This window comes from Streptomyces sp. NPDC030143 (assembly GCF_055573695.1).
Genome location: NZ_JBVIAY010000024.1, coordinates 60,852 through 80,827, shown reverse-complemented (window position 1 = coordinate 80,827; position 19,976 = coordinate 60,852). Strand labels below are relative to the sequence as shown.

16 protein-coding genes are annotated in these 19,976 nt (G+C 72.9%); 7 read left to right on the top strand and 9 right to left on the bottom strand.

The annotated features are described in order from the left end of the window. The first annotated feature begins 304 nt into the window (after positions 1–304). Together ACZ4YY_RS31145 and ACZ4YY_RS31140 are read left to right on the top strand one after the other, a co-directional pair. Positions 305–1,132, top strand: a complete 828-nt coding sequence (locus ACZ4YY_RS31145; protein ID WP_468297958.1) for an enoyl-CoA hydratase family protein — start codon at positions 305–307, stop codon at positions 1,130–1,132. Continuing rightward, a complete protein-coding gene (locus tag ACZ4YY_RS31140; protein WP_468297955.1) occupies positions 1,129–3,480 on the top strand; it encodes a bifunctional salicylyl-CoA 5-hydroxylase/oxidoreductase in 2,352 nt (783 codons plus the stop codon). Before ACZ4YY_RS31145 ends, ACZ4YY_RS31140 begins: the two co-directional genes overlap by 4 nt. A 148-nt stretch (positions 3,481–3,628) precedes the next feature. Here the strand turns inward: ACZ4YY_RS31140 and ACZ4YY_RS31135 are convergent, their stop codons facing one another. Next, a complete protein-coding gene (locus tag ACZ4YY_RS31135) occupies positions 3,629–4,462 on the bottom strand; it encodes a PaaX family transcriptional regulator (RefSeq protein ID WP_468297952.1) in 834 nt (277 codons plus the stop codon). Between the two features lie 15 nt (positions 4,463–4,477). Continuing rightward, positions 4,478–6,208, bottom strand: a complete 1,731-nt coding sequence (locus ACZ4YY_RS31130; protein ID WP_468298006.1) for an AMP-binding protein — start codon at positions 6,206–6,208, stop codon at positions 4,478–4,480. A 61-nt stretch (positions 6,209–6,269) separates the two neighbouring features. Between ACZ4YY_RS31130 and ACZ4YY_RS31125 the strand changes: the two genes are divergently transcribed. Together ACZ4YY_RS31125 and ACZ4YY_RS31120 are read left to right on the top strand one after the other, a co-directional pair. After that, the gene (locus ACZ4YY_RS31125; RefSeq protein ID WP_468297949.1) at positions 6,270–7,400 is read left to right on the top strand and encodes an acyl-CoA dehydrogenase family protein; all 1,131 of its coding nucleotides are present in this window, start codon (positions 6,270–6,272) and stop codon (positions 7,398–7,400) included. Next, positions 7,397–7,798 (top strand): RidA family protein, encoded by a 402-nt coding sequence (locus ACZ4YY_RS31120; RefSeq protein ID WP_468297946.1) that lies wholly within the window; start codon positions 7,397–7,399, stop codon positions 7,796–7,798. Before ACZ4YY_RS31125 ends, ACZ4YY_RS31120 begins: the two co-directional genes overlap by 4 nt. Before the next feature lie 19 nt (positions 7,799–7,817). Here ACZ4YY_RS31120 and ACZ4YY_RS31115 read toward each other — a convergent pair whose 3' ends face one another. Then, a complete protein-coding gene (locus ACZ4YY_RS31115; protein WP_468297943.1) occupies positions 7,818–8,009 on the bottom strand; it encodes a DUF5999 family protein in 192 nt (63 codons plus the stop codon). Between the two features lie 217 nt (positions 8,010–8,226). Here ACZ4YY_RS31115 and ACZ4YY_RS31110 point away from each other — a divergent pair, with 217 nt between their 5' ends. Together ACZ4YY_RS31110 and ACZ4YY_RS31105 are read left to right on the top strand one after the other, a co-directional pair. Then, positions 8,227–8,658 (top strand): DUF6299 family protein, encoded by a 432-nt coding sequence (locus ACZ4YY_RS31110; protein ID WP_468297940.1) that lies wholly within the window; start codon positions 8,227–8,229, stop codon positions 8,656–8,658. 80 nt (positions 8,659–8,738) lie between these two features. Then, positions 8,739–9,536 carry a VOC family protein gene (locus ACZ4YY_RS31105; RefSeq protein ID WP_468297937.1) on the top strand — a complete coding sequence of 266 codons (798 nt, stop codon included), beginning with the start codon at positions 8,739–8,741 and terminating at the stop codon, positions 9,534–9,536. 311 nt (positions 9,537–9,847) lie between these two features. Here ACZ4YY_RS31105 and ACZ4YY_RS31100 read toward each other — a convergent pair whose 3' ends face one another. Together ACZ4YY_RS31100 and ACZ4YY_RS31095 are read right to left on the bottom strand one after the other, a co-directional pair. Then, the gene (locus tag ACZ4YY_RS31100) at positions 9,848–11,377 is read right to left on the bottom strand and encodes a helix-turn-helix domain-containing protein (protein WP_468297934.1); all 1,530 of its coding nucleotides are present in this window, start codon (positions 11,375–11,377) and stop codon (positions 9,848–9,850) included. Between the two features lie 72 nt (positions 11,378–11,449). Beyond that, positions 11,450–11,647, bottom strand: a complete 198-nt coding sequence (locus ACZ4YY_RS31095) for a DUF4236 domain-containing protein (protein WP_468297931.1) — start codon at positions 11,645–11,647, stop codon at positions 11,450–11,452. Between the two features lie 255 nt (positions 11,648–11,902). Here ACZ4YY_RS31095 and acnA point away from each other — a divergent pair, with 255 nt between their 5' ends. Next, positions 11,903–14,620: an aconitate hydratase AcnA gene (gene acnA / locus ACZ4YY_RS31090; protein ID WP_468297928.1), complete on the top strand. Its 2,718-nt coding sequence runs from the start codon at positions 11,903–11,905 to the stop codon at positions 14,618–14,620. Positions 14,621–15,064: 444 nt separating this feature from the next. Here the strand turns inward: acnA and ACZ4YY_RS31085 are convergent, their stop codons facing one another. The 4 genes from ACZ4YY_RS31085 to ACZ4YY_RS31070 form a co-directional block, all read right to left on the bottom strand. Next, entirely contained in the window at positions 15,065–15,826 is a 762-nt protein-coding gene (locus ACZ4YY_RS31085; protein ID WP_468297925.1) for a class I SAM-dependent methyltransferase, read from the bottom strand. 98 nt (positions 15,827–15,924) lie between these two features. After that, positions 15,925–17,142, bottom strand: coding sequence for an aminotransferase class V-fold PLP-dependent enzyme (locus ACZ4YY_RS31080; RefSeq protein WP_468297922.1), 1,218 nt, complete (start codon positions 17,140–17,142; stop codon positions 15,925–15,927). 5 nt (positions 17,143–17,147) lie between these two features. Beyond that, complete coding sequence (locus ACZ4YY_RS31075; RefSeq protein ID WP_468297919.1) at positions 17,148–18,470, bottom strand: pyridoxal-phosphate dependent enzyme; 1,323 nt, start codon at positions 18,468–18,470, stop codon at positions 17,148–17,150. After that, positions 18,467–19,933 carry an alanine racemase gene (locus tag ACZ4YY_RS31070; protein WP_468297917.1) on the bottom strand — a complete coding sequence of 489 codons (1,467 nt, stop codon included), beginning with the start codon at positions 19,931–19,933 and terminating at the stop codon, positions 18,467–18,469. Before ACZ4YY_RS31070 ends, ACZ4YY_RS31075 begins: the two co-directional genes overlap by 4 nt. Positions 19,934–19,976 lie beyond the last annotated feature (43 nt).

Here is a 19,976-nt window from a genome sequence, read left to right as displayed (position 1 = left end):
CTCGACATCAGGCAGTCCTGCCTTCAACTTCAGGAATGGTACGGCGGCCGCCGGCAGAGGTGTCGGACAGGTGCCGTGCGGGACCATCGGCCCCGCTACCGAGCGGCTTACCCGGCACAACGGGCCGCCTCGCTCCTCTGCTCCCGCTGTTACCGCGTTATCGACGTCCGGTGACCCGTGTGACGCGGACCCGTCACCCAGTGACACGTCCGTGGCATACCCCGCCCCTCTATCGCGTACTCATGACGACAGTCAGAAACAGGTGATAGCTTCGAGGTGACCGCTCGTCGAGGAGGCCGCCCTCATGAGTCCCTTCACCGGCTCCGCCGCCCGCACCTCCGACTGGCACCACCTGCGCGTCACCGTCGCCGACGGCGTCGCCGCCGTCACCCTGGCCCGCCCCGAGAAGCTCAACGCGCTCACCTTCGGCGCCTACGCCGACCTGCGCGACCTGCTCGCCGAACTGTCCCGGGAACGGACCGTGCGCGCCCTGGTGCTCGCCGGGGAGGGCCGCGGCTTCTGCTCCGGCGGCGACGTCGAGGAGATCATCGGCGCGACCCTGGACCTGGACACCGCCCAGCTCCTCGACTTCAACCGGATGACCGGGCAGGTCGTGCGCGCGATCCGGGAGTGTCCCTTCCCGGTGGTCGCGGCCGTGCACGGGGTGGCCGCCGGGGCGGGCGCCGTCCTGGCCCTGGCGGCGGACTTCCGGGTCGCCGACCCCACCGCCCGCTTCGCGTTCCTCTTCACCCGCGTCGGCCTCTCCGGCGGCGACATGGGCGCCGCCTACCTGCTGCCCCGCGTCGTCGGGCTCGGCCACGCCACCCGTCTGCTCATGCTCGGCGAGCCGGTGCGCGCCCCCGAGGCCGAACGGATCGGCCTGATCAGCGAGCTCGCCGAGGACGGCGGCGCCGACGCGGCCGCCCGACGCCTGGCCCGCCGCCTCGCCGACGGCCCGGCCCTGGCGTACGCCCAGACCAAGGCGCTGCTCACGGCGGAGCTGGACATGCCGCTCGGCGCCGCCGTCGAACTGGACGCCGCCACCCAGGCCCTGCTCATGAACGGCGAGGACTACGCCGAGTTCCACGCGGCCTTCCGGGAGAAGCGGACCCCCACCTGGCGGGGACGGTGACCGTGGCCACCCGAGGGACTCGGGGGAGCGCGCCCACCCCGACCGCGCAGGCGCACGCGCGCGGCACGGCGGGCCACCCCCGACGCGTCGCGGTCATCGGCGGCGGCCCCGGCGGCCTCTACACCGCGGCCCTGCTGAAACGCCTCGACCCCGACCGGGAGATCACCCTCTGGGAGCGCAACGCCCCCGACGACACCTTCGGCTTCGGCGTCGTCCTCTCCGACGAGACCCTCGGCGGCATCGAGCACGCAGACCCGGTCGTCCACGCCGCCCTCCGGCACGACTTCGTCCGCTGGGACGACATCGACATCGTGCACCGCGGCATCCGCCACACCACCTCGGGCCACGGCTTCGCCGCCCTCGGCCGGCACAGGCTGCTGGAGATCCTCCACGCGCGCTGCCGCTCCCTCGGCGTCGAGCTCCGCTTCCGCACCCCCGCACCCCCCGCCGCGCGGCTCGCGCAGCAGTACGACCTGGTCGTCGCCGCCGACGGAGTGCACAGCCTCACCCGCGAGGCACACGCCGACGTCTTCCGGCCCCGGGTGACGGCCCACCGGTGCCGTTACATCTGGCTCGCCGCCGACTTCGCCTTCGACGCCTTCCGCTTCGAGACCGCCGAGACCGAGCACGGCGTGATGCAACTGCACGGCTACCCGTACGCCGCCGACGCCTCCACCGTCATCGTGGAGATGCGCGAGGAGGTCTGGCGCGCCGCCGGCTTCGACGAACGGGACGAGCGGGAGTCGGTGGAGCGCTGCGCCAAGATCTTCGCCGACGCGCTCGGCGGCCGGCCGCTGCGGTCCAACGCGTCGGCGTGGACCACCTTCCGCACGGTCGTCACCGAGCGCTGGTCGCACGGCAACGTCGTGCTGCTGGGCGACGCCGCCCACACCGCCCACTTCTCCATCGGCTCCGGCACCAAGCTCGCCGTCGAGGACGCCCTCGCACTGGCCGCCTGCCTGGAGGAACAGCCCTCACTGGAAGGGGCGTTGGCCGCCTACGAGAAGGAGCGGCGCCCGGTGGTCGCCTCCACCCAGCGGGCCGCAGGCGCCAGCCTGGAGTGGTTCGAGGACCTCGCCCTGTACGTCGAGCAGCCGTCCCGCCGGTTCGCGTTCAACCTGCTGACCCGCAGCCGCCGGGTCACGCACGACAACCTGCGGCTGCGCGACGCGCGGTTCACCCGGGCCGTGGAGCGGGAGTTCGGCTGCCCCCCGGGAACACCGCCGATGTTCACCCCGTTCCGGCTGCGCGGTCTGACCCTGCGCAACCGGGTCGTCGTCTCCCCGATGGACATGTACTCGGCCGTCGACGGACTGCCCGGCGACTTCCACCTCGTGCACCTGGGCGCCCGGGCACTGGGCGGGGCGGGGCTGGTGATGACCGAGATGGTGTGCGTCAGCGAGCAGGGCCGGATCACCCCCGGCTGCACCGGCCTCTACACCGGCAGACAGGCCGAGGCGTGGCGGCGGATCACCGACTTCGTGCACACGCGGGCACCGGGCACGGCGATCGGCGTGCAGCTCGGCCACTCCGGACGCAAGGGGTCGACGCGGCTGATGTGGGAGGGCATGGACGAGCCGCTGCCGGACGGCAACTGGCCGCTCGTCGCCGCGTCGGCCCTGCCCTACAGGTCCGGCAGCCAGACACCCCGTGAGCTGACCCGCGCCCGACTCACCGACCTGCGCGAGCAGTTCGCCTCCGCCGCCGCCCGGGCCGCCCGGGCCGGCTTCGACCTGCTCGAACTGCACTGCGCGCACGGCTACCTGCTCTCCGGCTTCCTCTCCCCGCTCACCAACCGCCGCACCGACGCCTACGGCGGCTGTCTCGCCCGGAGGCTGCGCTTCCCGCTGGAGGTCTTCGACGCCGTGCGGGCCGTGTGGCCCGAGGAACGGCCGATGACCGTCCGCATCTCCGCCACCGACTGGGCCGAGGGCGGCACGACGGCCGAGGACGCGGTCGAGATCGCCCGCGCGTTCGCCGCGCACGGCGCCGACGCCATCGACGTGTCGACCGGGCAGGTCGTCGCCGACGAGGCGCCCGCCTTCGGCCGCTCCTACCAGACCCCCTTCGCCGACCGCATCCGCAACGCGGTGGGCGTCCCCGTCGTCGCGGTCGGCGCGATCTCCTCCTGGGACGACGTCAACTCCCTGCTCCTGGCGGGCCGCGCCGACCTCTGCGCCCTGGCCCGCCCGCACCTCTACGACCCCCACTGGACCCTCCACGCCGCCGCCGAACAGTCGTACACGGGCGCCGCCACCACCTGGCCACCCCCCTACCGGGCCGGCAGCCGCCCCCCGCGAACGGGCCGCGCGGACCAGCCCAAGCCGCGCCTGACGTTGCGCAGTTGAGGGCGGCGCGTCTGCCCGGGCACGCCCCGCGGCCGACCGCTCCCGGCGTCCGTGACCCGCGGCCGACCGTTCCCGGCGTTTGTGACCCGCGGCTGACCGCTCGCCGACGGCCGCGGCCCCGTCGGCCGGGCGTCCGGGTGGCGCCGGGTCACCCGGCGGAGTCCGCCGGCGACACCCCCGCGAACCGAGCCCCCGCGTCCCTCAGACGTTCGTGCAGCCCCTGGAACACCCTCGCCGAGCGGGCTCCGGGCCAGTCCTCCGGCAGCAGGTGGGCGGGGAGGCCGGGGTCGGCGTAGGGGAGGTGGCGCCAGGTGTCCAGGGCGAGGAGGTAGTCGCGGTAGGCGTCCTCCGGCGGGGTGTCCTCGCGCCGCTCCCAGGCACGCAGCACCGGCGCGTGACGGTCGAGGAACGCCTCGTGCTGCTTGGCGACGGCCGCCAGGTCCCACCAGCGGGCGACCGCCTGAACGGTGGGCGCGAAACCGAGGTGCTCGCCCCGGAAGAAGTCGACGTAGGAGTCCAGGCGCAGCCGCTCCAGGGTGTGCCGTGTCTCCTCGTACAGCCGGGCGGGGGCGATCCACACGCCGGGCGCGGCCGTGCCGAATCCCAGTCCGGCCAGGCGGGAGCGCAGGACGTGCCGCTTCTGCCGCTCCGACTCCGGCACGGAGAACACCGCCAGCACCCAGCCCTCGTCCCCGGGCGGCGCGGCGGCGTAGATCCGCCGGTCACCGTCGTCGAGCAACTGCCGTGCCTCGGTGGAGAGTTCGTAGCCGGCCGCGCCCTGTGCGGTACGGGCGGGCAGCAGCAGTCCGCGTCGTTTCAGCCGGGACACCGACGAGCGCACGGACGGCGCGTCGACCCCGACCGCGGCGAGCAGCCGGATCAGTTCGGCGACGGGTACCGGCCCCGGCGCGAAGCGGCCGTACGCGCCGTAGAGCGTGACGATGAGGGACCGAGGTGCGGGCTGGTCGGACACGTTGATCATTTTAGGTCGTCGGCATCACTGCTGGTCACCTTCGGTGTCCTCGTCCGTGTTCCCTCCGGCCCGCAACCGGAACCGCTGGAGCTTGCCGGTCGCCGTGCGCGGCAGCGCGTCCAGGAAGACGATCTCCCGCGGACACTTGTACGGCGCCAGCTCCGCCTTGACGAAGGCCCGCAGCGCCTCCGCGTCCCGGCGCGCCCCCGCCCGCAGGACGGCGTACGCCACGACCACCTGCCCCCGCGCCTCGTCGGGCCGCCCCACCACCGCCGTCTCCAGCACGTCCGGATGGCGCAGCAGCGCCTCCTCGACCTCCGGACCCGCGATGTTGTACCCGGCGGAGACGATCATGTCGTCGGCGCGGGCGACGTACCGGAAGTAGCCGTCGGCCTCGCGCACGTACGTGTCGCCGGTGACGTTCCACCCGTCCCGCACGTACTCGCGTTGCCGCGGGTCGGCGAGGTAGCGGCAGCCGACCGGTCCGCGTACGGCGAGCAGACCGGGCTGCCCGTCGGGCACGGGCTCGCCGTGCGCGTCCTGCACGCGCGCCTGCCAGCCGGGGACGGGCACACCCGTTGTGCCGGGCCGGATGTGCCCGTCGGCCGCGGAGACGAAGATGTGCAGCAGTTCGGTGGCGCCGATGCCGTTGATCAGCCGCAGCCCGGTCCGCTCGCGCCAGGCCCGCCAGGTGGCCGCGGGCAGGTTCTCTCCGGCGGAGACACAGCGCCGCAGCGAGGACACGTCGTGCCCGTCGAGGTCGTCGAGCATCGCGCGGTAGGCGGTGGGCGCCGTGAACAGCACGGACACCCGGTGATCGGCGACCGCCGCGAGGAGCTGCCGGGGGCCGGCCTGTTCGAGCAGCAGCGCACAGGCGCCGGCCCTCATCGGGAAGACGAGCAGTCCGCCCAGGCCGAAGGTGAACCCGAGCGGGGGACTGCCGGCGAACAGGTCGTCCGCGCGCGGGCGCAGCACGTGCCGGGAGAAGGTGTCGGCGACCGCCAGCACGTCCCGGTGGAAGTGCACACACCCCTTGGGACGCCCGGTGGTGCCGGAGGTGAACGCGATCAGCGCCACGTCGTCGGCGGCGGTGTCCACGGCCCGGTACGGCCCCCCGGGTGCCGGCCGGCACAGCAGGTCGTCGGGCGTGTCACCGCCGTACGCGGTGACACGCAGGCCGGGGACCTCGGCCTTGACGAGGTCGTCGACGGCCCGGACGTCGCACAGGGCGTGGCGCACCCGGGCGATCTCGCACATCGTGCGCAGCTCGTGCGGACGCTGCTGGGCCAGCACCGTCACCGCGATCGCGCCCGCCTTGAGCACCGCCAGCCAGCAAGCGGCCAGCCACGGCGTGGTCGGCCCGCGCAGCAGTACCCGGTTGCCGGGGACGATCCCGAGGTCGCCGGTGAGCAGATGCGCGAGCCGGTCGACGCGGGCGCGCAGTTCGCCGTAGGTCCACGGGGGGCCGGCGGGGGTGCGGAAGACGGGCCCGTCGGCGGCGCCGCCGGTGAGGAGTTCGGCGGCGCAGTTCAGCCGTTCGGGGTAGCCCAGCTCCGGCAGGTCGAACCGGAGCTCGGGCCACTGGCCGGGCGGCGGGAGGTGGTCGCGCGCGAAGGTGTCGACGTGGGCCGAGACGATCATGGCGGTTCGCCCCCTAGCCGGAGTGGGCGCCTCTGCCGCGGTGGGCGCCTCGGGGCGCCGTGGCGGGCGTCGTGGTGGGCTCGCGCACCGAGCGTATCGTGTTGGTGACGACAGTCAACTGTGCGCGATACCGTCGGGGAGTGGTCACAGGGGCCACGGGGAGAGAGGACCGGCGATGCCCGCATTCTCACTCGAACCGGACCGGACCGCCTGGTGCGCCCGACTGCGCGAACTGGCCGACGAACGGCTGCGCCCGCTCGCCGAGCAGGGCGAACCGGGCCGCGTCAACCGCCCGCTCGTCGCCGAACTGGGCCGACTCGGGCTGCTGTCCCGCCTGTTCACCTCCGGCGCCCTCGACCTCTGCCTGATGCGGGAGACCCTCGCCCAGGTCTGCACCGAGGCGGAGACCGCCCTCGCCCTCCAGGGGCTGGGCGCCCACCCGGTCCACGCGCACGGCACCGCGGCCCAACGGGAGCGCTGGCTGCCGCGCGTCGCGGACGGCACGGCCGTCGCGGCCTTCGCGCTCAGCGAACCGGGCGCCGGCTCGGACGCCGCCGCCCTCACCCTGACCGCCGAACCCGACGGCCCGGACGGCTGGCGGCTGACCGGCGAGAAGTGCTGGATCTCCAACGCCCCCGAGGCCGACTTCTACACCCTGTTCGCCCGCACCCTCCCGGACGCCGGATCCCGGGGCGTGACCGCCTTCCTGCTCCCCGCCGACCGCCCCGGCCTCACCGGCGGTGCCCTCGACCTGCTCTCCCCGCACCCCGTCGGAGCCCTCCGCCTCGACGCCGTCCCGGTCACCGCCGACGACGTGCTCGGCGAGCCCGACCGTGGCTTCCGGGTCGCCATGGACACCCTCAACCTGTTCCGCCCCAGCGTCGGCGCCTTCGCGGTCGGCATGGCCCAGGCGGCCCTGGACGCCACCGTCGCCCACACCGCCCGACGCGACGCCTTCGGGGGGAAGCTGAGGGACCTGCAGACGGTCGCCCACCAGGTCGCGGAGATGTCCCTGCGCACCGAGGCGGCCCGCCTGATGGTCTACGCGGCCGCCACGGCGTACGACGAGGGCGACCCGGACGTGCCCCGGCGCGCCGCGATGGCGAAGCTCCTCGCCACCGAGACCGCCCAGTACGTAGTCGACACGGCCGTCCAACTCCACGGCGCCCGGGCGCTGCGCCGGGGCCACCTGCTCGAGCACCTCTACCGCGAGGTACGGGCACCGAGGATCTACGAGGGTGCGAGCGAGGTCCAACGCGGCATCATCGCCAAGGAGTTGTACGCGCGGCGGGAGGGCGCGCGATGAGCGTCGAGCGGGTGAACCCGCCCGAGCTGTCCCCGCCCGCCGGCTTCTCGCACGCGGTGGTCGCCACCGGCTCGCGGGTGGTGTTCCTGGCCGGCCAGACCGCGCTCGACACCGACGGCAAGGTCGTCGGGGAGACCCTGCCCGAGCAGTTCGCCCGGGCCCTGACCAATCTGCTGACCGCCCTCGCGGCGGCGGGCGGCACCCCCGCGGACCTGGCCCGTGTCACGGTCTACGTCACGGACGTCGCGGCCTACCGGGCGTGCGCCGCCGAAGTCGGCCGCATCTGGCGCGCGGCGGCGGGGCGGGACTATCCGGCGATGGCGGTCGTCGGGATCGTGCGCCTGTGGGACGAGGCGGCCCTCGTCGAACTGGACGGATGCGCGGTGCTGGGCCCGTGACCGGGTCCGGGCCCGCGGTTCAGGCGGCGACGGCCAGCCGTCGCTCCGCGGTCACCCGGTGCGGGGCCACGACCCGCCCGTCCGGCAGCAGCTCGCCGGAGTCGTCGAAGACGATCGTGCCGTCGCACAGCAGACTCCAGCCCTGCTCCGGGTGGGCGACGACGACGTGCGGGGTCTCGGCAGAAGCGCTCGGGCACTGGTGGGAACACATGGCGCACCTCCACGTCGGTGGGGCCGGTCGGCCCTGTACCGACCATGCGCGCGCCGCGGAGCCCCCGCCAGGGGACGGCGGGGACCGTGACAGCACTGCGACGGGGCACGGACCGTTCCCCGACGGTCGGCGCGGACTCGCCACCGAAGGAGTGACGGTCACGGCTGGGAGCACGAACGCCCGGTACCAGTGGAAGCCCCCACAACAGGAGGCTCACATGTCGATCCGCTCCGCCCTGACCGCAGCCGCCGGCGCCGCGCTGCTCCTGCTCGCCGTCCCCACGACGGCGACCGCCGCCACCGACGCCGCCGAGACCCTGACCGTCGACCCGACCGCGGTCATCGCCGCGGACGGCACGATCACCCTGACCGGCACCTACAGCTGCCTGGGCGGCACGGGCGCGACCTTCGTCAGCAGCTCCGTCGGCCAGGGGTCCTCGGCCGCGTGGCACGGCATCGGCGGCAGCCGTGCCGTCTGCGACGGCGCCGTCCACACCTGGGCGAACACCGGCAGGCCCACCCCGAACACCTTCAAGCCCGGCGCGGCCACCGTCGAGGCCACGGTGATGGAGCTCGCCCCCCAGGGCGGCCTCCCGCTGCCCCGCTTCCACGCCAAGCGGGCGCAGGAGATCACGCTGGTCGCCGGCTGAGCGGCCGGGCGGCCGACGGGCGAGTGTCAGTGCCCGGTGTCACGCTGGGTTCCCGGAGGAGTCTGCGAAAGGGATGCACCATGATCACCACTGACCTCGCCCCCGGTTCCCCCTGCTGGCTCGACCTCGGTGCCCCCGACGTCAGCGCCGCGGCGGCCTTCTACGGGGCGGTGCTCGGCTGGGAGTACGAGTCCATGGGGGAGGGGGAGGACATGGAGGGCGGGATGTTCCGCAAGGACGGCAAGGTCGTCGCGGGACTCGGCAAGCTCACCGAGGAGGGCGCCCGCCCGGCCTGGATGATCTACTTCACCGTCACCGACGCGGACGCCACCACCCGGGACGTCGAGAGCGCGGGCGGCACGGTCCGCGTGGCGCCCCGGGACCTCGGCGACTGGGGCCGGATGGCCCAGTACAGCGACCCGCTCGGGGGACAGTTCGCCGTCTGGCAGCCGGGCCGGGACCAGGGCTTCGAGCTGGCGGACGAGCCGGGCTCGCTCTCCTGGACCGAGCTGTACACGACTGACGCCGCGGCCGCCAAGGAGTTCTACGGCAGTGTCTTCGGCTGGCAGTTCGGCGACATGGAGATGCCGGGCGGCGGAGGCACGTACACCGTCATCACCCCCGCGGGGCTACCCGAGGAGCGCATGCAGGGCGGCCTCATGGAACTCGGCGAGCAGGACCTGACCCTGGCCGGCGGACGCCCGTACTGGCACCCGGTCTTCGCCGTCCCCGACTGCGACTCCGCGGTCGGGGAGGTCAGCGGGAACGGCGGCAGCGTGCAGATGGGCCCGGAGGACGCCGAGGGAGTGGGCCGACTGGCGGTATGCCTCGACCCCTTCAGGGCGGACTTCGTGGTGCTGACCCCGTCGGAGAGCTGAGCGGTCGGGGAGCCGGCGCCACCGGCCCCACCGGACCCCGAGCACAAGCCCCACCCGGACCCGAGCACAAGCCCCACCCGGACCCGAGCACCGGCCCCACCCGGGCCCGGGCACCGGCCCCACCCGGGCCCGGACCCGGGCACCGGCCCGCTCGGAGCCCTGGGCGCCGGGCCCGCTCGAGGGCCGGGCGCCGCCTCACCACCCGAGAGCCGGGTGCCGCCCACCCGGACCCGCCGCGTGCGCGCCCTCGCGCCGCCGCCCCACCCGGACCCGCCCCGGCGGTCCGGGCGGGTGCGGCGGCGTTCCGGTGCTCAGATGTCCCGGAACGTCTCGATCTGCGCCCCCACCGAGTTGAGGCGCTCCGCCAGTTCCTCGTAGCCGCGGTTGATGACGTACACGTTGCGCAGGACGGACGTCCCCTCCGCGGCCATCATCGCCAGGAGGACGACGACCGCGGGGCGCAGGGCCGGCGGGCACATCATCTCGGCGGCGCGCCAGCGGGTCGGGCCCTCCACCAGGACGCGGTGCGGGTCCAGGAGCTGGAGGCGGCCGCCGAGGCGGTTGAGGTCGGTCAGGTAGATCGCGCGGTTGTCGTAGACCCAGTCGTGGATGAGGGTCTTGCCGGAGGCGACGGCGGCGATGGCCGCGAAGAACGGCACGTTGTCGATGTTCAGGCCGGGGAACGGCATCGGGTGGATCTTGTCGATCGGCGCCTCCAGCTTGGAGGGCCGGACGGTGAGGTCCACCAGCCGGGTGCGGCCGTTGTCGGCGACGTACTCGGGGGTGCGGTCGTGGTCGAGGCCCATCTCCTCCAGAACGGCCAGCTCGATCTCCAGGAACTCGATCGGCACCCGGCGCACCGTCAGCTCCGACTCCGTCACCACGGCGGCGGCCAGCAGGCTCATCGCCTCGACCGGGTCCTCGGAGGGCGAGTAGTCGACGTCGACGTCGATGTCCGGCACGCCGTGCACGGTGAGCGTGGTGGTGCCGATGCCCTCCACCTCGACGCCCAGCGCCTCCAGGAAGAAGCACAGGTCCTGGACCATGTAGTTGGAGGAGGCATTGCGGATGACGGTGACGCCGTCGTGGCGGGCGGCGGCCAGCAGCGCGTTCTCGGTGACGGTGTCCCCGCGCTCGGTCAGCACGATCGGGCGGTCCGGGCGGACGGAGCGGTCGACCAGCGCGTGGTACTGCCCCTCCGTCGCCGCGATGTCCAGCCCGAACCGGCGCAGCGCGATCATGTGCGGTTCGATGGTGCGCGTGCCCAGGTCGCAGCCGCCCGCGTAGGGCAGCTTGAAGTGGTCCATGCGGTGCAGCAGCGGACCGAAGAACATGATGATCGAGCGGGTGCGGACGGCGGCCTCGGCGTCGATCGACGCCATGTCCAGCTCGGCCGGCGGCACGATCTCCAGGTCGACGCCGTCGTTGATCCAGCGCGTGCGGACGCCGATGGAGTTCAGCACCTCCAGGAGGCGGTACACCTCCTCGATGCGCGCCACCCGCCGCAGCACCGTGCGCCCGCGGTTGAGCAGCGAGGCGCACAGCAGGGCCACACAGGCGTTCTTGCTCGTCTTGACGTCGATGGCACCGGACAGCCGCCGTCCGCCCACCACCCGCAGATGCATCGGTCCCGCGTAGCCCAGGGAGACGATCTCGCTGTCCAGGGCTTCCCCGATGCGAGCGATCATCTCAAGGCTGATGTTCTGGTTGCCCCGCTCGATGCGGTTGACCGCGCTCTGGCTGGTTCCGAGCGCCTCGGCCAGTTGCGCCTGTGTCCAGCCCCGGTGCTGCCGGGCGTCACGGATGAGCTTGCCGATGCGTACGAGGTAGTCGTCTGCCATGAGGCTGAGGTTATCTCAGATATGAGATGGCGCCTCTCGGGGGGTCTGTTCGGGTGACACCCTGACGTCTCGTCAGCGCCGTTTGGCGGAACGGGTGCGACGCCACCCGAAGGGACCGGGCAGGTCCATCGACGTCGTACGGCGTCCGGTGCTGCTGTGGGTGTGGCGCGGACCGTGCGCACCGCCGGTGGTGATGGACCACGACTTGCGGTTGATGTTCAACCGTACGCCGGGCAGGATCCGGAAGCTCTTGCGGAAGGTGAGGGGCATCGTGCCTCCTTCTTGGGTCGGTCGGTGCTTCGGGGACGCCTCGTCCGCTCTCGTCTACCCCGGCTCGGCCGCCCCAAGGCATGACCTGGCAGCCCCCATGTACTAGAGTTATCTCGACATCGAGATATCTGCCGAGGCGCACCGCAGCCGCCCCTCCAGTAAGGGTGACCTAACTTAGCCTTACCTTAGCGGATCGGCCAAGCTCGCGTGGCGGCAGGATGCGGTGGTACGCGCACATCAATGAAGGAGACTGTCGTGTCGGCGAACAGCTTCGACGCCCGCAGCACGCTGCAGGTGGGCGACGAGTCGTACGAGATCTTCCGGCTGGACAAGGTGGAGGGCTCGGCCCGGCTGCCGTACAGCCTCAAGGTCCTGCTGGAGAACCTGCTCCGCACGGAGGACGGCGCGAACATCACCGCCGACCACATCCGCGCCCTCGGCACCTGGGACTCCCAGGCCCAGCCCGCCCAGGAGATCCAGTTCACGCCGGCCCGCGTGATCATGCAGGACTTCACCGGCGTCCCCTGCGTCGTCGACCTCGCCACCATGCGCGAGGCCGTCAAGGAGCTCGGCGGCGACCCGGCGAAGGTCAACCCGCTCTCCCCGGCCGAGCTGGTCATCGACCACTCCGTCATCGCCGACAAGTTCGGCACGAACGAGGCCTTCGCGCAGAACGTCGAGCTGGAGTACGGCCGCAACAAGGAGCGCTACCAGTTCCTGCGCTGGGGCCAGACCGCCTTCGACGACTTCAAGGTCGTCCCGCCGGGCACCGGCATCGTCCACCAGGTGAACATCGAGCACCTGGCCCGCACCGTCATGGTCCGCAACGGCCAGGCCTACCCCGACACCCTCGTCGGCACCGACTCGCACACCACCATGGTCAACGGCCTCGGCGTCCTCGGCTGGGGCGTCGGCGGCATCGAGGCCGAGGCCGCGATGCTCGGCCAGCCGGTCTCCATGCTGATCCCGCGCGTCGTCGGCTTCAAGCTCACCGGCGAGCTGCCCGCCGGCACCACCGCCACCGACCTGGTGCTCACGATCACCGAGATGCTGCGCAAGCACGGCGTGGTCGGCAAGTTCGTCGAGTTCTACGGCGAGGGCGTCGCCGCCACCTCCCTCGCCAACCGCGCCACCATCGGCAACATGTCGCCGGAGTTCGGCTCCACCGCCGCGATCTTCCCGATCGACGACGAGACCCTGAAGTACCTGCGCCTGACCGGCCGCGACGAGCAGCAGGTCGCGCTCGTCGAGGCGTACGCCAAGGAGCAGGGCCTCTGGCTGGACCCGAAGGCCGAGCCGGACTTCTCCGAGAAGCTCGAGCTGGACCTGTCCACGGTCGTCCCCTCCATCGCCGGCCCGAAGCGTCCGCAGGACCGCATCGTCCTCGCCGACGCCGCCGAGCAGTTCAAGGTCGACGTGCGCAACTACGTCGACTCCGTGGACGAGGCGGGCCAGGAGTCCTTCCCGGCCTCGGACGCCCCGGCCGTCGCCCCGAACGGCGCGCCCTCCAACCCGGTCGCCGTCACCGCCCCCGACGGTTCGACCTACGAGATCGACCACGGCGCCGTCACCGTCGCGGCGATCACCTCCTGCACCAACACCTCCAACCCGTACGTCATGGTCGCCGCCGCGCTCGTCGCGAAGAAGGCCGTGGAGAAGGGCCTGACCCGCAAGCCGTGGGTCAAGACCACCCTCGCCCCGGGTTCGAAGGTCGTCACCGACTACTTCGACAAGGCGGGCCTGACCCCGTACCTCGACAAGGTCGGCTTCAACCTCGTCGGCTACGGCTGCACCACCTGCATCGGCAACTCCGGCCCGCTGCCGGAGGAGGTCTCCAGGGCCGTCAACGACCACGACCTCGCGGTCACCTCGGTCCTCTCCGGCAACCGGAACTTCGAGGGCCGTATCAACCCCGACGTCAAGATGAACTACCTGGCCTCCCCGCCGCTGGTCGTCGCGTACGCCCTCGCGGGCTCCATGAAGGTGGACATCACCAAGGACGCCCTGGGCACCGACCAGGACGGCAACCCGGTCTTCCTCAAGGACATCTGGCCCTCCGAGGCCGAGGTCAACGACGTCGTGGCGAACGCCATCGGCGAGGACATGTTCAACAAGTCCTACCAGGACGTCTTCGCGGGCGACGCCCAGTGGCAGGCGCTGCCGATCCCGACCGGCAACACCTTCGAGTGGGACGCCGAGTCGACCTACGTCCGCAAGCCCCCGTACTTCGAGGGCATGACGATGGAGACCACCCCGGTCACCGACATCACCGGCGCCCGCGTGCTGGCCAAGCTCGGCGACTCGGTGACCACCGACCACATCTCCCCGGCCGGTGCCATCAAGGCCGACACCCCGGCCGGCAAGTACCTCACCGAGCACGGTGTGGAGCGTCGTGACTTCAACTCCTACGGCTCGCGCCGAGGCAACCACGAGGTCATGATCCGCGGCACGTTCGCCAACATCCGCCTGCGCAACCAGATCGCGCCGGGCACCGAGGGCGGCTACACCCGCGACTTCACCCAGGACGGCGGCCCGGTGTCGTTCATCTACGACGCCTCCCGCAACTACATCGAGCAGGGCATCCCGCTGGTCGTCCTGGCCGGCAAGGAGTACGGCTCCGGCTCGTCCCGCGACTGGGCCGCCAAGGGCACCGCGCTCCTCGGCGTCAAGGCCGTCGTCGCCGAGTCCTACGAGCGCATCCACCGCTCCAACCTCATCGGCATGGGCGTGCTGCCGCTGCAGTTCCCGGAGGGCGCCACCGCCTCGTCCCTCGGCCTGACCGGCGAGGAGACCTTCTCCATCTCCGGCGTCACCGAGCTGAACGAGGGCCGCACGCCGCGCACGGTCAAGGTCACCACCGACACCGGTGTCGAGTTCGACGCGGTCGTCCGCATCGACACCCCCGGTGAGGCCGACTACTACCGCAACGGCGGCATCATGCAGTACGTGCTGCGCAGCCTGATCCGCAAGTAGGCGATCGGGCGGTACGGCAGGGCGGTCGAGGGCCGCATCCCCGGGGACGGGGGTGCGGCCCTCGCAGTGATCAGGCCCGGCCGGTGTCGACAACGCTCGTGATCGACACACCCGGGGGTGTAGCGAAGGTCCCGCACAGCACCCACGGCGCCCGGAAGGGCCCTAAGGTCGCACCGGCCGAAAGCCCGAGTGCATCCCGTACGAACGCTTTCCGTCCGGCACGCCGAGAGCACGCACCGGAGGCCGCGAGCCGGCCGGCCTCCCCTTCTGTTCGGATCTCAGGGGTCCTTGCACTGTGCCCGCCTGGTCCGCGCGGCCTGGTGCCGCACCTCGCCGCGTTGCCGGAAAGCCCTGATAGCTCCGCTACGAGGACTCTCCGGCGCCCGGCGATGCACGGCACCAAACCACGCGGCCTGATCAGGCGCTCACAGTGCAAGGACCTTCTCAGCGGATCGCGACCAGCACATGGCTGTCGCCGTACTGCCAGACCACGCCCGCCTGGGCGAACCCCGCCCGGCGCAGCAGGCGGAGGTGGGTGCCGAGGGGGACGGGGGCGGTGGTGGTGCCGGTGGCCGGCGGCAGGGCCCGGCGTTCGGTGAGGAGGTCCGCCAGTTCGGGGTCCCGCTCGACGGCCGCCCACCAGGCCGACCAGTCCTCGTGGGCGTGGACCCGCTGCCGCGCGGCCCGGCGGCGGCCGATGTGGGCGGCGATCGCGCCCAGTGCGGGGGAGTCCTGCGGGAAATGGTCGCCGTTGACCAGGACGCCGCCGGGCCGCAGGAGCGCGGCGAGCTCACGGTAGGTGCGGCTCAGCGCGTCGGGGCCGAGGTAGTGCAGCGCGGTCGTCGACACCGCCGCGTCCAGCGGGCGGTCCAGGCCCAGCGCCCGGGTCCAGCCCGGCCCGCCGATCTCCGCGGCGACATAACGTGCGGCGTCGGCGTGATGGGTGCGGCCCAGCTCCAGCAGCAGCGGATCCCGGTCCACGGCCACGATGTCCGCGGACGGCAGCCGCCGGGCGAGCCGGGCCGCCAGCGAACCGGGGCCGCAGCCGAGGTCGACGAGGACAGGCCGCTCCGCGCGACCGGCGACGGCGTGCTCCACGGCGTCGGCGATGACGGTGAAACGCTCCTCGCGGTCCACGGCGTACCGCTCCTGCTGGCGTTCCCAGCGCTCCACCCATCGCTCCGCCGTCGCCAGGCTCAGCCCCATCCGGTCGTGCCACCTTGCCGTCTCGCACCCGCTGTTCCGTCCCTCCCGACCCTACAGGTGGAAACGGTTCCCATTCCGCTTTTCGTCGGTGCCCGCCGTCACCCGAACGTGGCGAGGACGGCGAGCAGGCGGTCGATCTCCTCAGGGGTGTTGTGCACGTGCAGACTCACTCGCACCGATCCCGTCCGCTCCCCGGCGTCGCCCTGGCAGTGCTGGTCGGAGCGGACCATGAAGCCGTGGCTGTAGAGGATGAACCCGAGGTCGCCCGAGGGGATGTCGCGGTGCCGGAAGCTGACGATGCCCCGGCGCCGCTGCACGGCCGAGTCCGCGGCCAGGCTCGCCCCGCAGCCCAGCACCTGGAACGGGGCCAAGTGGCGCAGCCCCTCGGTCAGCCGGGCCGCCAGGGCCACCGTCCACCGCTCGATCCGCTCGGTGCCGGCCGCCTCCAGCCAGTCCAGCGCGGCGGCGAGGGAGACGATGCCGACGGTGTTGGGGGTGCCCGCCCAGCCCTCGGGGGCGAACGCCGGACCGCGCGACTGACGCGCCCAGACCGCGCCGGTGCCGGGCAGCGCCATGGCCTTGTGCCCGGAGAAGACGACGAAGTCGACGTCCGCCGCGGCCACGGACACCGGCAGGTGCCCGACGCTCTGCGCGGCGTCGAGACAGATCACCGCGTCGGGGCCGACCGCCTCCCGGATCCGGTGGACGTTCATGTCACCGCCGTAGACGTGGTGGACATGGGTGACGGCGACGAACCTCGTGCGCGGACCGGCCTGTTCGGCCAGCACCGTGTGGTCGTAGTCGCCGGAGCCCCGCTGGTACGGCATCGGCCGCACCCGGACCCGCACGCCCTGACGGTCCAGCAGCTCCCGCGCCTGGAGCCAGGGCGTGATGTTGGCCTGGTGGTCGGCGACGGGGACGACGATCTCGTCGCCGTCGGCGAGGAACAGCGGGAGCCAGTCGCGGGCGACGGTGCGCAGGCCCTCGGTGGCGCCGCTGGTGAAGTGCACGGCCGACCGCTCCGGCGCCGGATCGTCCAGGAACCGCCCGATCCGCTCTCGGGTCTCCTCCACCAGGGCCGTGGTCCGGTTGGCCCAGGGGTAGGTGCCGCGCCCCGCGTTGGCGTTGGTGGTGGTGAGGTAGGCGTGGACGGCGTCGAGGACGGCCTGCGGCTTCTGCGCGGTGGCCGCGCTGTCCAGGTAGGCGAGGTCCGGGTGCGCCGTGATGATCGGGAACTGCGCGCGCAGCGCCCGCTGCCACTTGGTCAGATCGTCGACCGGGTCGGTCGGTCGAATGCGGTCCTGAGGCAGGGTCATGGCCGTCAGTCCCTGACCAGCGGGGCGCCGGCGTCGCGCCACGCGATGACACCGCCGGTGAGGCTGCGGACGTCCGGATGCCCCATGCGGGTCAGCAGCGCTGCGTAGCGGGCGGACTTCTCACCGACCGGACAGACCAGCAGCACCGGGCGGCTGCGGCTGAAGGGCAGGCCGCCGCGGACGAGTTCCTCGAACAGCTCGTCGGCGATGTTCACCGACCCGTCGATGTGCAGCGCCGCGTAGGCGAAGGAGCTGCGCAGGTCGACCACGAGCGGCCGGCCCGTGGCGATCCACTCCCGCGCCCCGGCGACGTCGACGGCCGGCGCCGTGCGGACCTCGGCCTCGGTGAGGTCGGCCGGCGCGTTCTGCCGGCGGGGGCGGCCGAACAGGTCCGGGCGCCGCTGCCGTACGTAGCTCAGATAGCTCTCCACGCGGTCGCAGACGATGAACACGGCGGACTGGCGCTCCGTCAGCTCCTCGTCCACACCCCTCAGCCGGCGCACGGCGCCGAAGTAGGCGGCGCCGCCCGTCGGGCCGGCCAGGATGCCGCAGCGGCGGTTCAGCGTCAGCATGCCCTCGATCGCCTCGTCGGAGGTGACCGGCTCGATGGTGTCGTAGGTGCCGGGGTCGAAGAGGCCCACCTCGTGCGCCTCGTCGAGGGTGCGGATGCCCGGGACGAAGTCCGACTTGGCCGCGACCAGGCCGACCACTCGTACGGCCGGGTCGTTCTCGCGCAGCACGCGGGCGACGCCGGTGGAGGAGCCGGCGGTGCCGACGCAGGCGACGAACCAGTCCGGGGCCCGCCCGCCCAGGTCCTTGACGATCTCCGGCCCGGTGCCGGTGAGATGGGCCTCGGTGTTGCGCGGGTTGAAGTACTGGTCGGTGTGCAGGTAGGCCTCGCCGCCCGGGCCGGAGAGCGCCTGGTGGAAGAGGGTCAGCGGGTCGGCGGTGGCCGTCGGATCCAGGCACTCGCTCTGCCCGGGCAACTCCTCGATCTCCGCGCCGAGCAACAGCAGCAGGTCCTTGATCTCCGGCACCCGCATCCGGTTGGTGACGCTCTTGAAGGTCAGGCCGTGCATGCCCGCCAGGACGGCCAGCGCCTTGGCGGTGTTGCCGCTGGAGAGCTCGACGACCTGACTGCCCTGCGCGACGGCCGACGCCAGGTGCGGGCGGGCCATGTTCCAGGCGGCCCGGTCCTTGACGGATCCGAAGGGGTTGAGCAGCTCCAGCTTGGCGTACAGGTCGATGTGGCGCAGCCCGTGCACGGCCGGGTCGATGCGTACCAGCGGCGTGTTGCCGATGGCCTCGGTGATGCTGTCGTACCTCACTTCGCTTCCCCCATGGATGCGGTCGGCCAGTACTGATCGTCAAGGCACCAGCGCCATGAGCCTCCTTCCTGCCAGGCGGCGACCTTGCGGGCGACCGGCTGGCGCTGGGCGCGGGTGGCGTGGAAGTCCATGCAGTAGCCGGCGGTGTTGGCGAAGGCCAGCAGGTCGCCCGGCTCGGGGCGGCGGGGCAGGAAGACCGTCCGCCGGGTGACCAGGTCGGTCTCCAGACACCGGCTGCCGAAGAGGTGCACGGCCACCGGTTCGCCGCCGGAGCCGGCCGGGCCGCGGGGCAGGAGCACGGGGTCCATCAGCACCCCGTGCTCCTCCAGGGCGATGTCGTCGGCCTTCGCCGCCAGCCGCACGGGCAGCTCCCCGCCGGCCTCGGGGGAGCGCACCTCCAGCACCTTCGCCAGGGTCACCCCGCACTGGTCCAGCAGGGCCCGCCCGGGTTCGGTGTGCAGGTCGTACAGGTGCTCCAGGAGCAGCTGAGCCAGGGGGCGGCCGCCCAGCGCGGCGGCGGGGTGGGCCAGCAGGGCGTCGAGATAGCGCGCCCCGGACACCGGCCGGTGGGCCGGGTAGAGCCCGAGCGCCCCGCGCACGGTGCCGGCCTCGTTGCGCAGGCCGTAGCCGTGCCCGCCCCGGGTCAGCGGCGGGCGGGTGCCGAGGACGGCGGCGGTGAGCGCGCCGGTGTACCGCTCCCACTGGCCGCCGTCGGCGAGGTAGTCGACGCCGAAGCCACCGCCGACGTCCACCGCCCGGGGTGCGAAGCCCCGGGCGCGGCAGTGTTCCAGCGCCCGCAGACAGCCCTCCAGGGCCGTCGCCTTCTCGGTCAGGCCCGTCGTGTCCAGGTGGTACGCCAGCCCCACCAGGTCGACCGCGTCCCGATGGCGCTCGACGGCGTCCAGCAGCGGCTCCAGCTCGCCCGCGGGTGTGCCGAACCGGCTGGGCCTGCTCAGCACCCGCACGCCGGGCGCCTCGAACCCCGACAGCCGCAGCAGGGTCGCGGCCCGCGGCAGGGAGTGCTCGCGCACCAGCGCGGCGAGCTGCTCCAGCTCGCCCGGGGAGTCGACGCCCACGGTCACAGAGGTGCGGGCGGCCAGCCACAGGAACTCCGGGTTCTTCGGCCCGGTGGCCATGATCCGGCCGGGCGGGAAGCCCGCGCCGAGGGCGTGCTGCAGCTCGGCGAGCGACGCGACGTCCACGCCTGCGTCGGTGGCGGCCAGCCGACGCAGCAGGGCCGCCGACCGGTTGGCCTTGTGGGCGAAGTAGACCTGTCCCGCCAGCCGGTGTCTGCCGTACACCGAGCGGAACCGCTCCAGGTTCTCCGCGATCTGCTCGGGGACGACCACGTTCAGCGGAGAGCCGAGGGCCTCCGTGAGCGTGTGGAGCAGTCCGGGCGAGTCGAGCAACGAGCGCAGCCGCGGTCCCAACCGCGGTTCCAGATACAGGGGTTCCCCACCCATGGCCGGCCCTCCCAGCACGTCAGGCCCGGCATCCCGGGCGCTC

Coding starts and splice junctions, on each gene's coding strand:
- ACZ4YY_RS31145 (WP_468297958.1), top strand. CDS start 305: ATGAGTCCCTTCACCGGCTCCGCCGCCCGCACCTCCGACTGGCACCAC.
- ACZ4YY_RS31135 (WP_468297952.1), bottom strand. CDS start 4,462: ATGATCAACGTGTCCGACCAGCCCGCACCTCGGTCCCTCATCGTCACG.
- ACZ4YY_RS31125 (WP_468297949.1), top strand. CDS start 6,270: ATGCCCGCATTCTCACTCGAACCGGACCGGACCGCCTGGTGCGCCCGA.
- ACZ4YY_RS31120 (WP_468297946.1), top strand. CDS start 7,397: ATGAGCGTCGAGCGGGTGAACCCGCCCGAGCTGTCCCCGCCCGCCGGC.
- ACZ4YY_RS31115 (WP_468297943.1), bottom strand. CDS start 8,009: ATGTGTTCCCACCAGTGCCCGAGCGCTTCTGCCGAGACCCCGCACGTC.
- ACZ4YY_RS31110 (WP_468297940.1), top strand. CDS start 8,227: ATGTCGATCCGCTCCGCCCTGACCGCAGCCGCCGGCGCCGCGCTGCTC.
- ACZ4YY_RS31105 (WP_468297937.1), top strand. CDS start 8,739: ATGATCACCACTGACCTCGCCCCCGGTTCCCCCTGCTGGCTCGACCTC.
- ACZ4YY_RS31100 (WP_468297934.1), bottom strand. CDS start 11,377: ATGGCAGACGACTACCTCGTACGCATCGGCAAGCTCATCCGTGACGCC.
- ACZ4YY_RS31095 (WP_468297931.1), bottom strand. CDS start 11,647: ATGCCCCTCACCTTCCGCAAGAGCTTCCGGATCCTGCCCGGCGTACGG.
- ACZ4YY_RS31085 (WP_468297925.1), bottom strand. CDS start 15,826: ATGGGGCTGAGCCTGGCGACGGCGGAGCGATGGGTGGAGCGCTGGGAA.
- ACZ4YY_RS31080 (WP_468297922.1), bottom strand. CDS start 17,142: ATGACCCTGCCTCAGGACCGCATTCGACCGACCGACCCGGTCGACGAT.
- ACZ4YY_RS31070 (WP_468297917.1), bottom strand. CDS start 19,933: ATGGGTGGGGAACCCCTGTATCTGGAACCGCGGTTGGGACCGCGGCTG.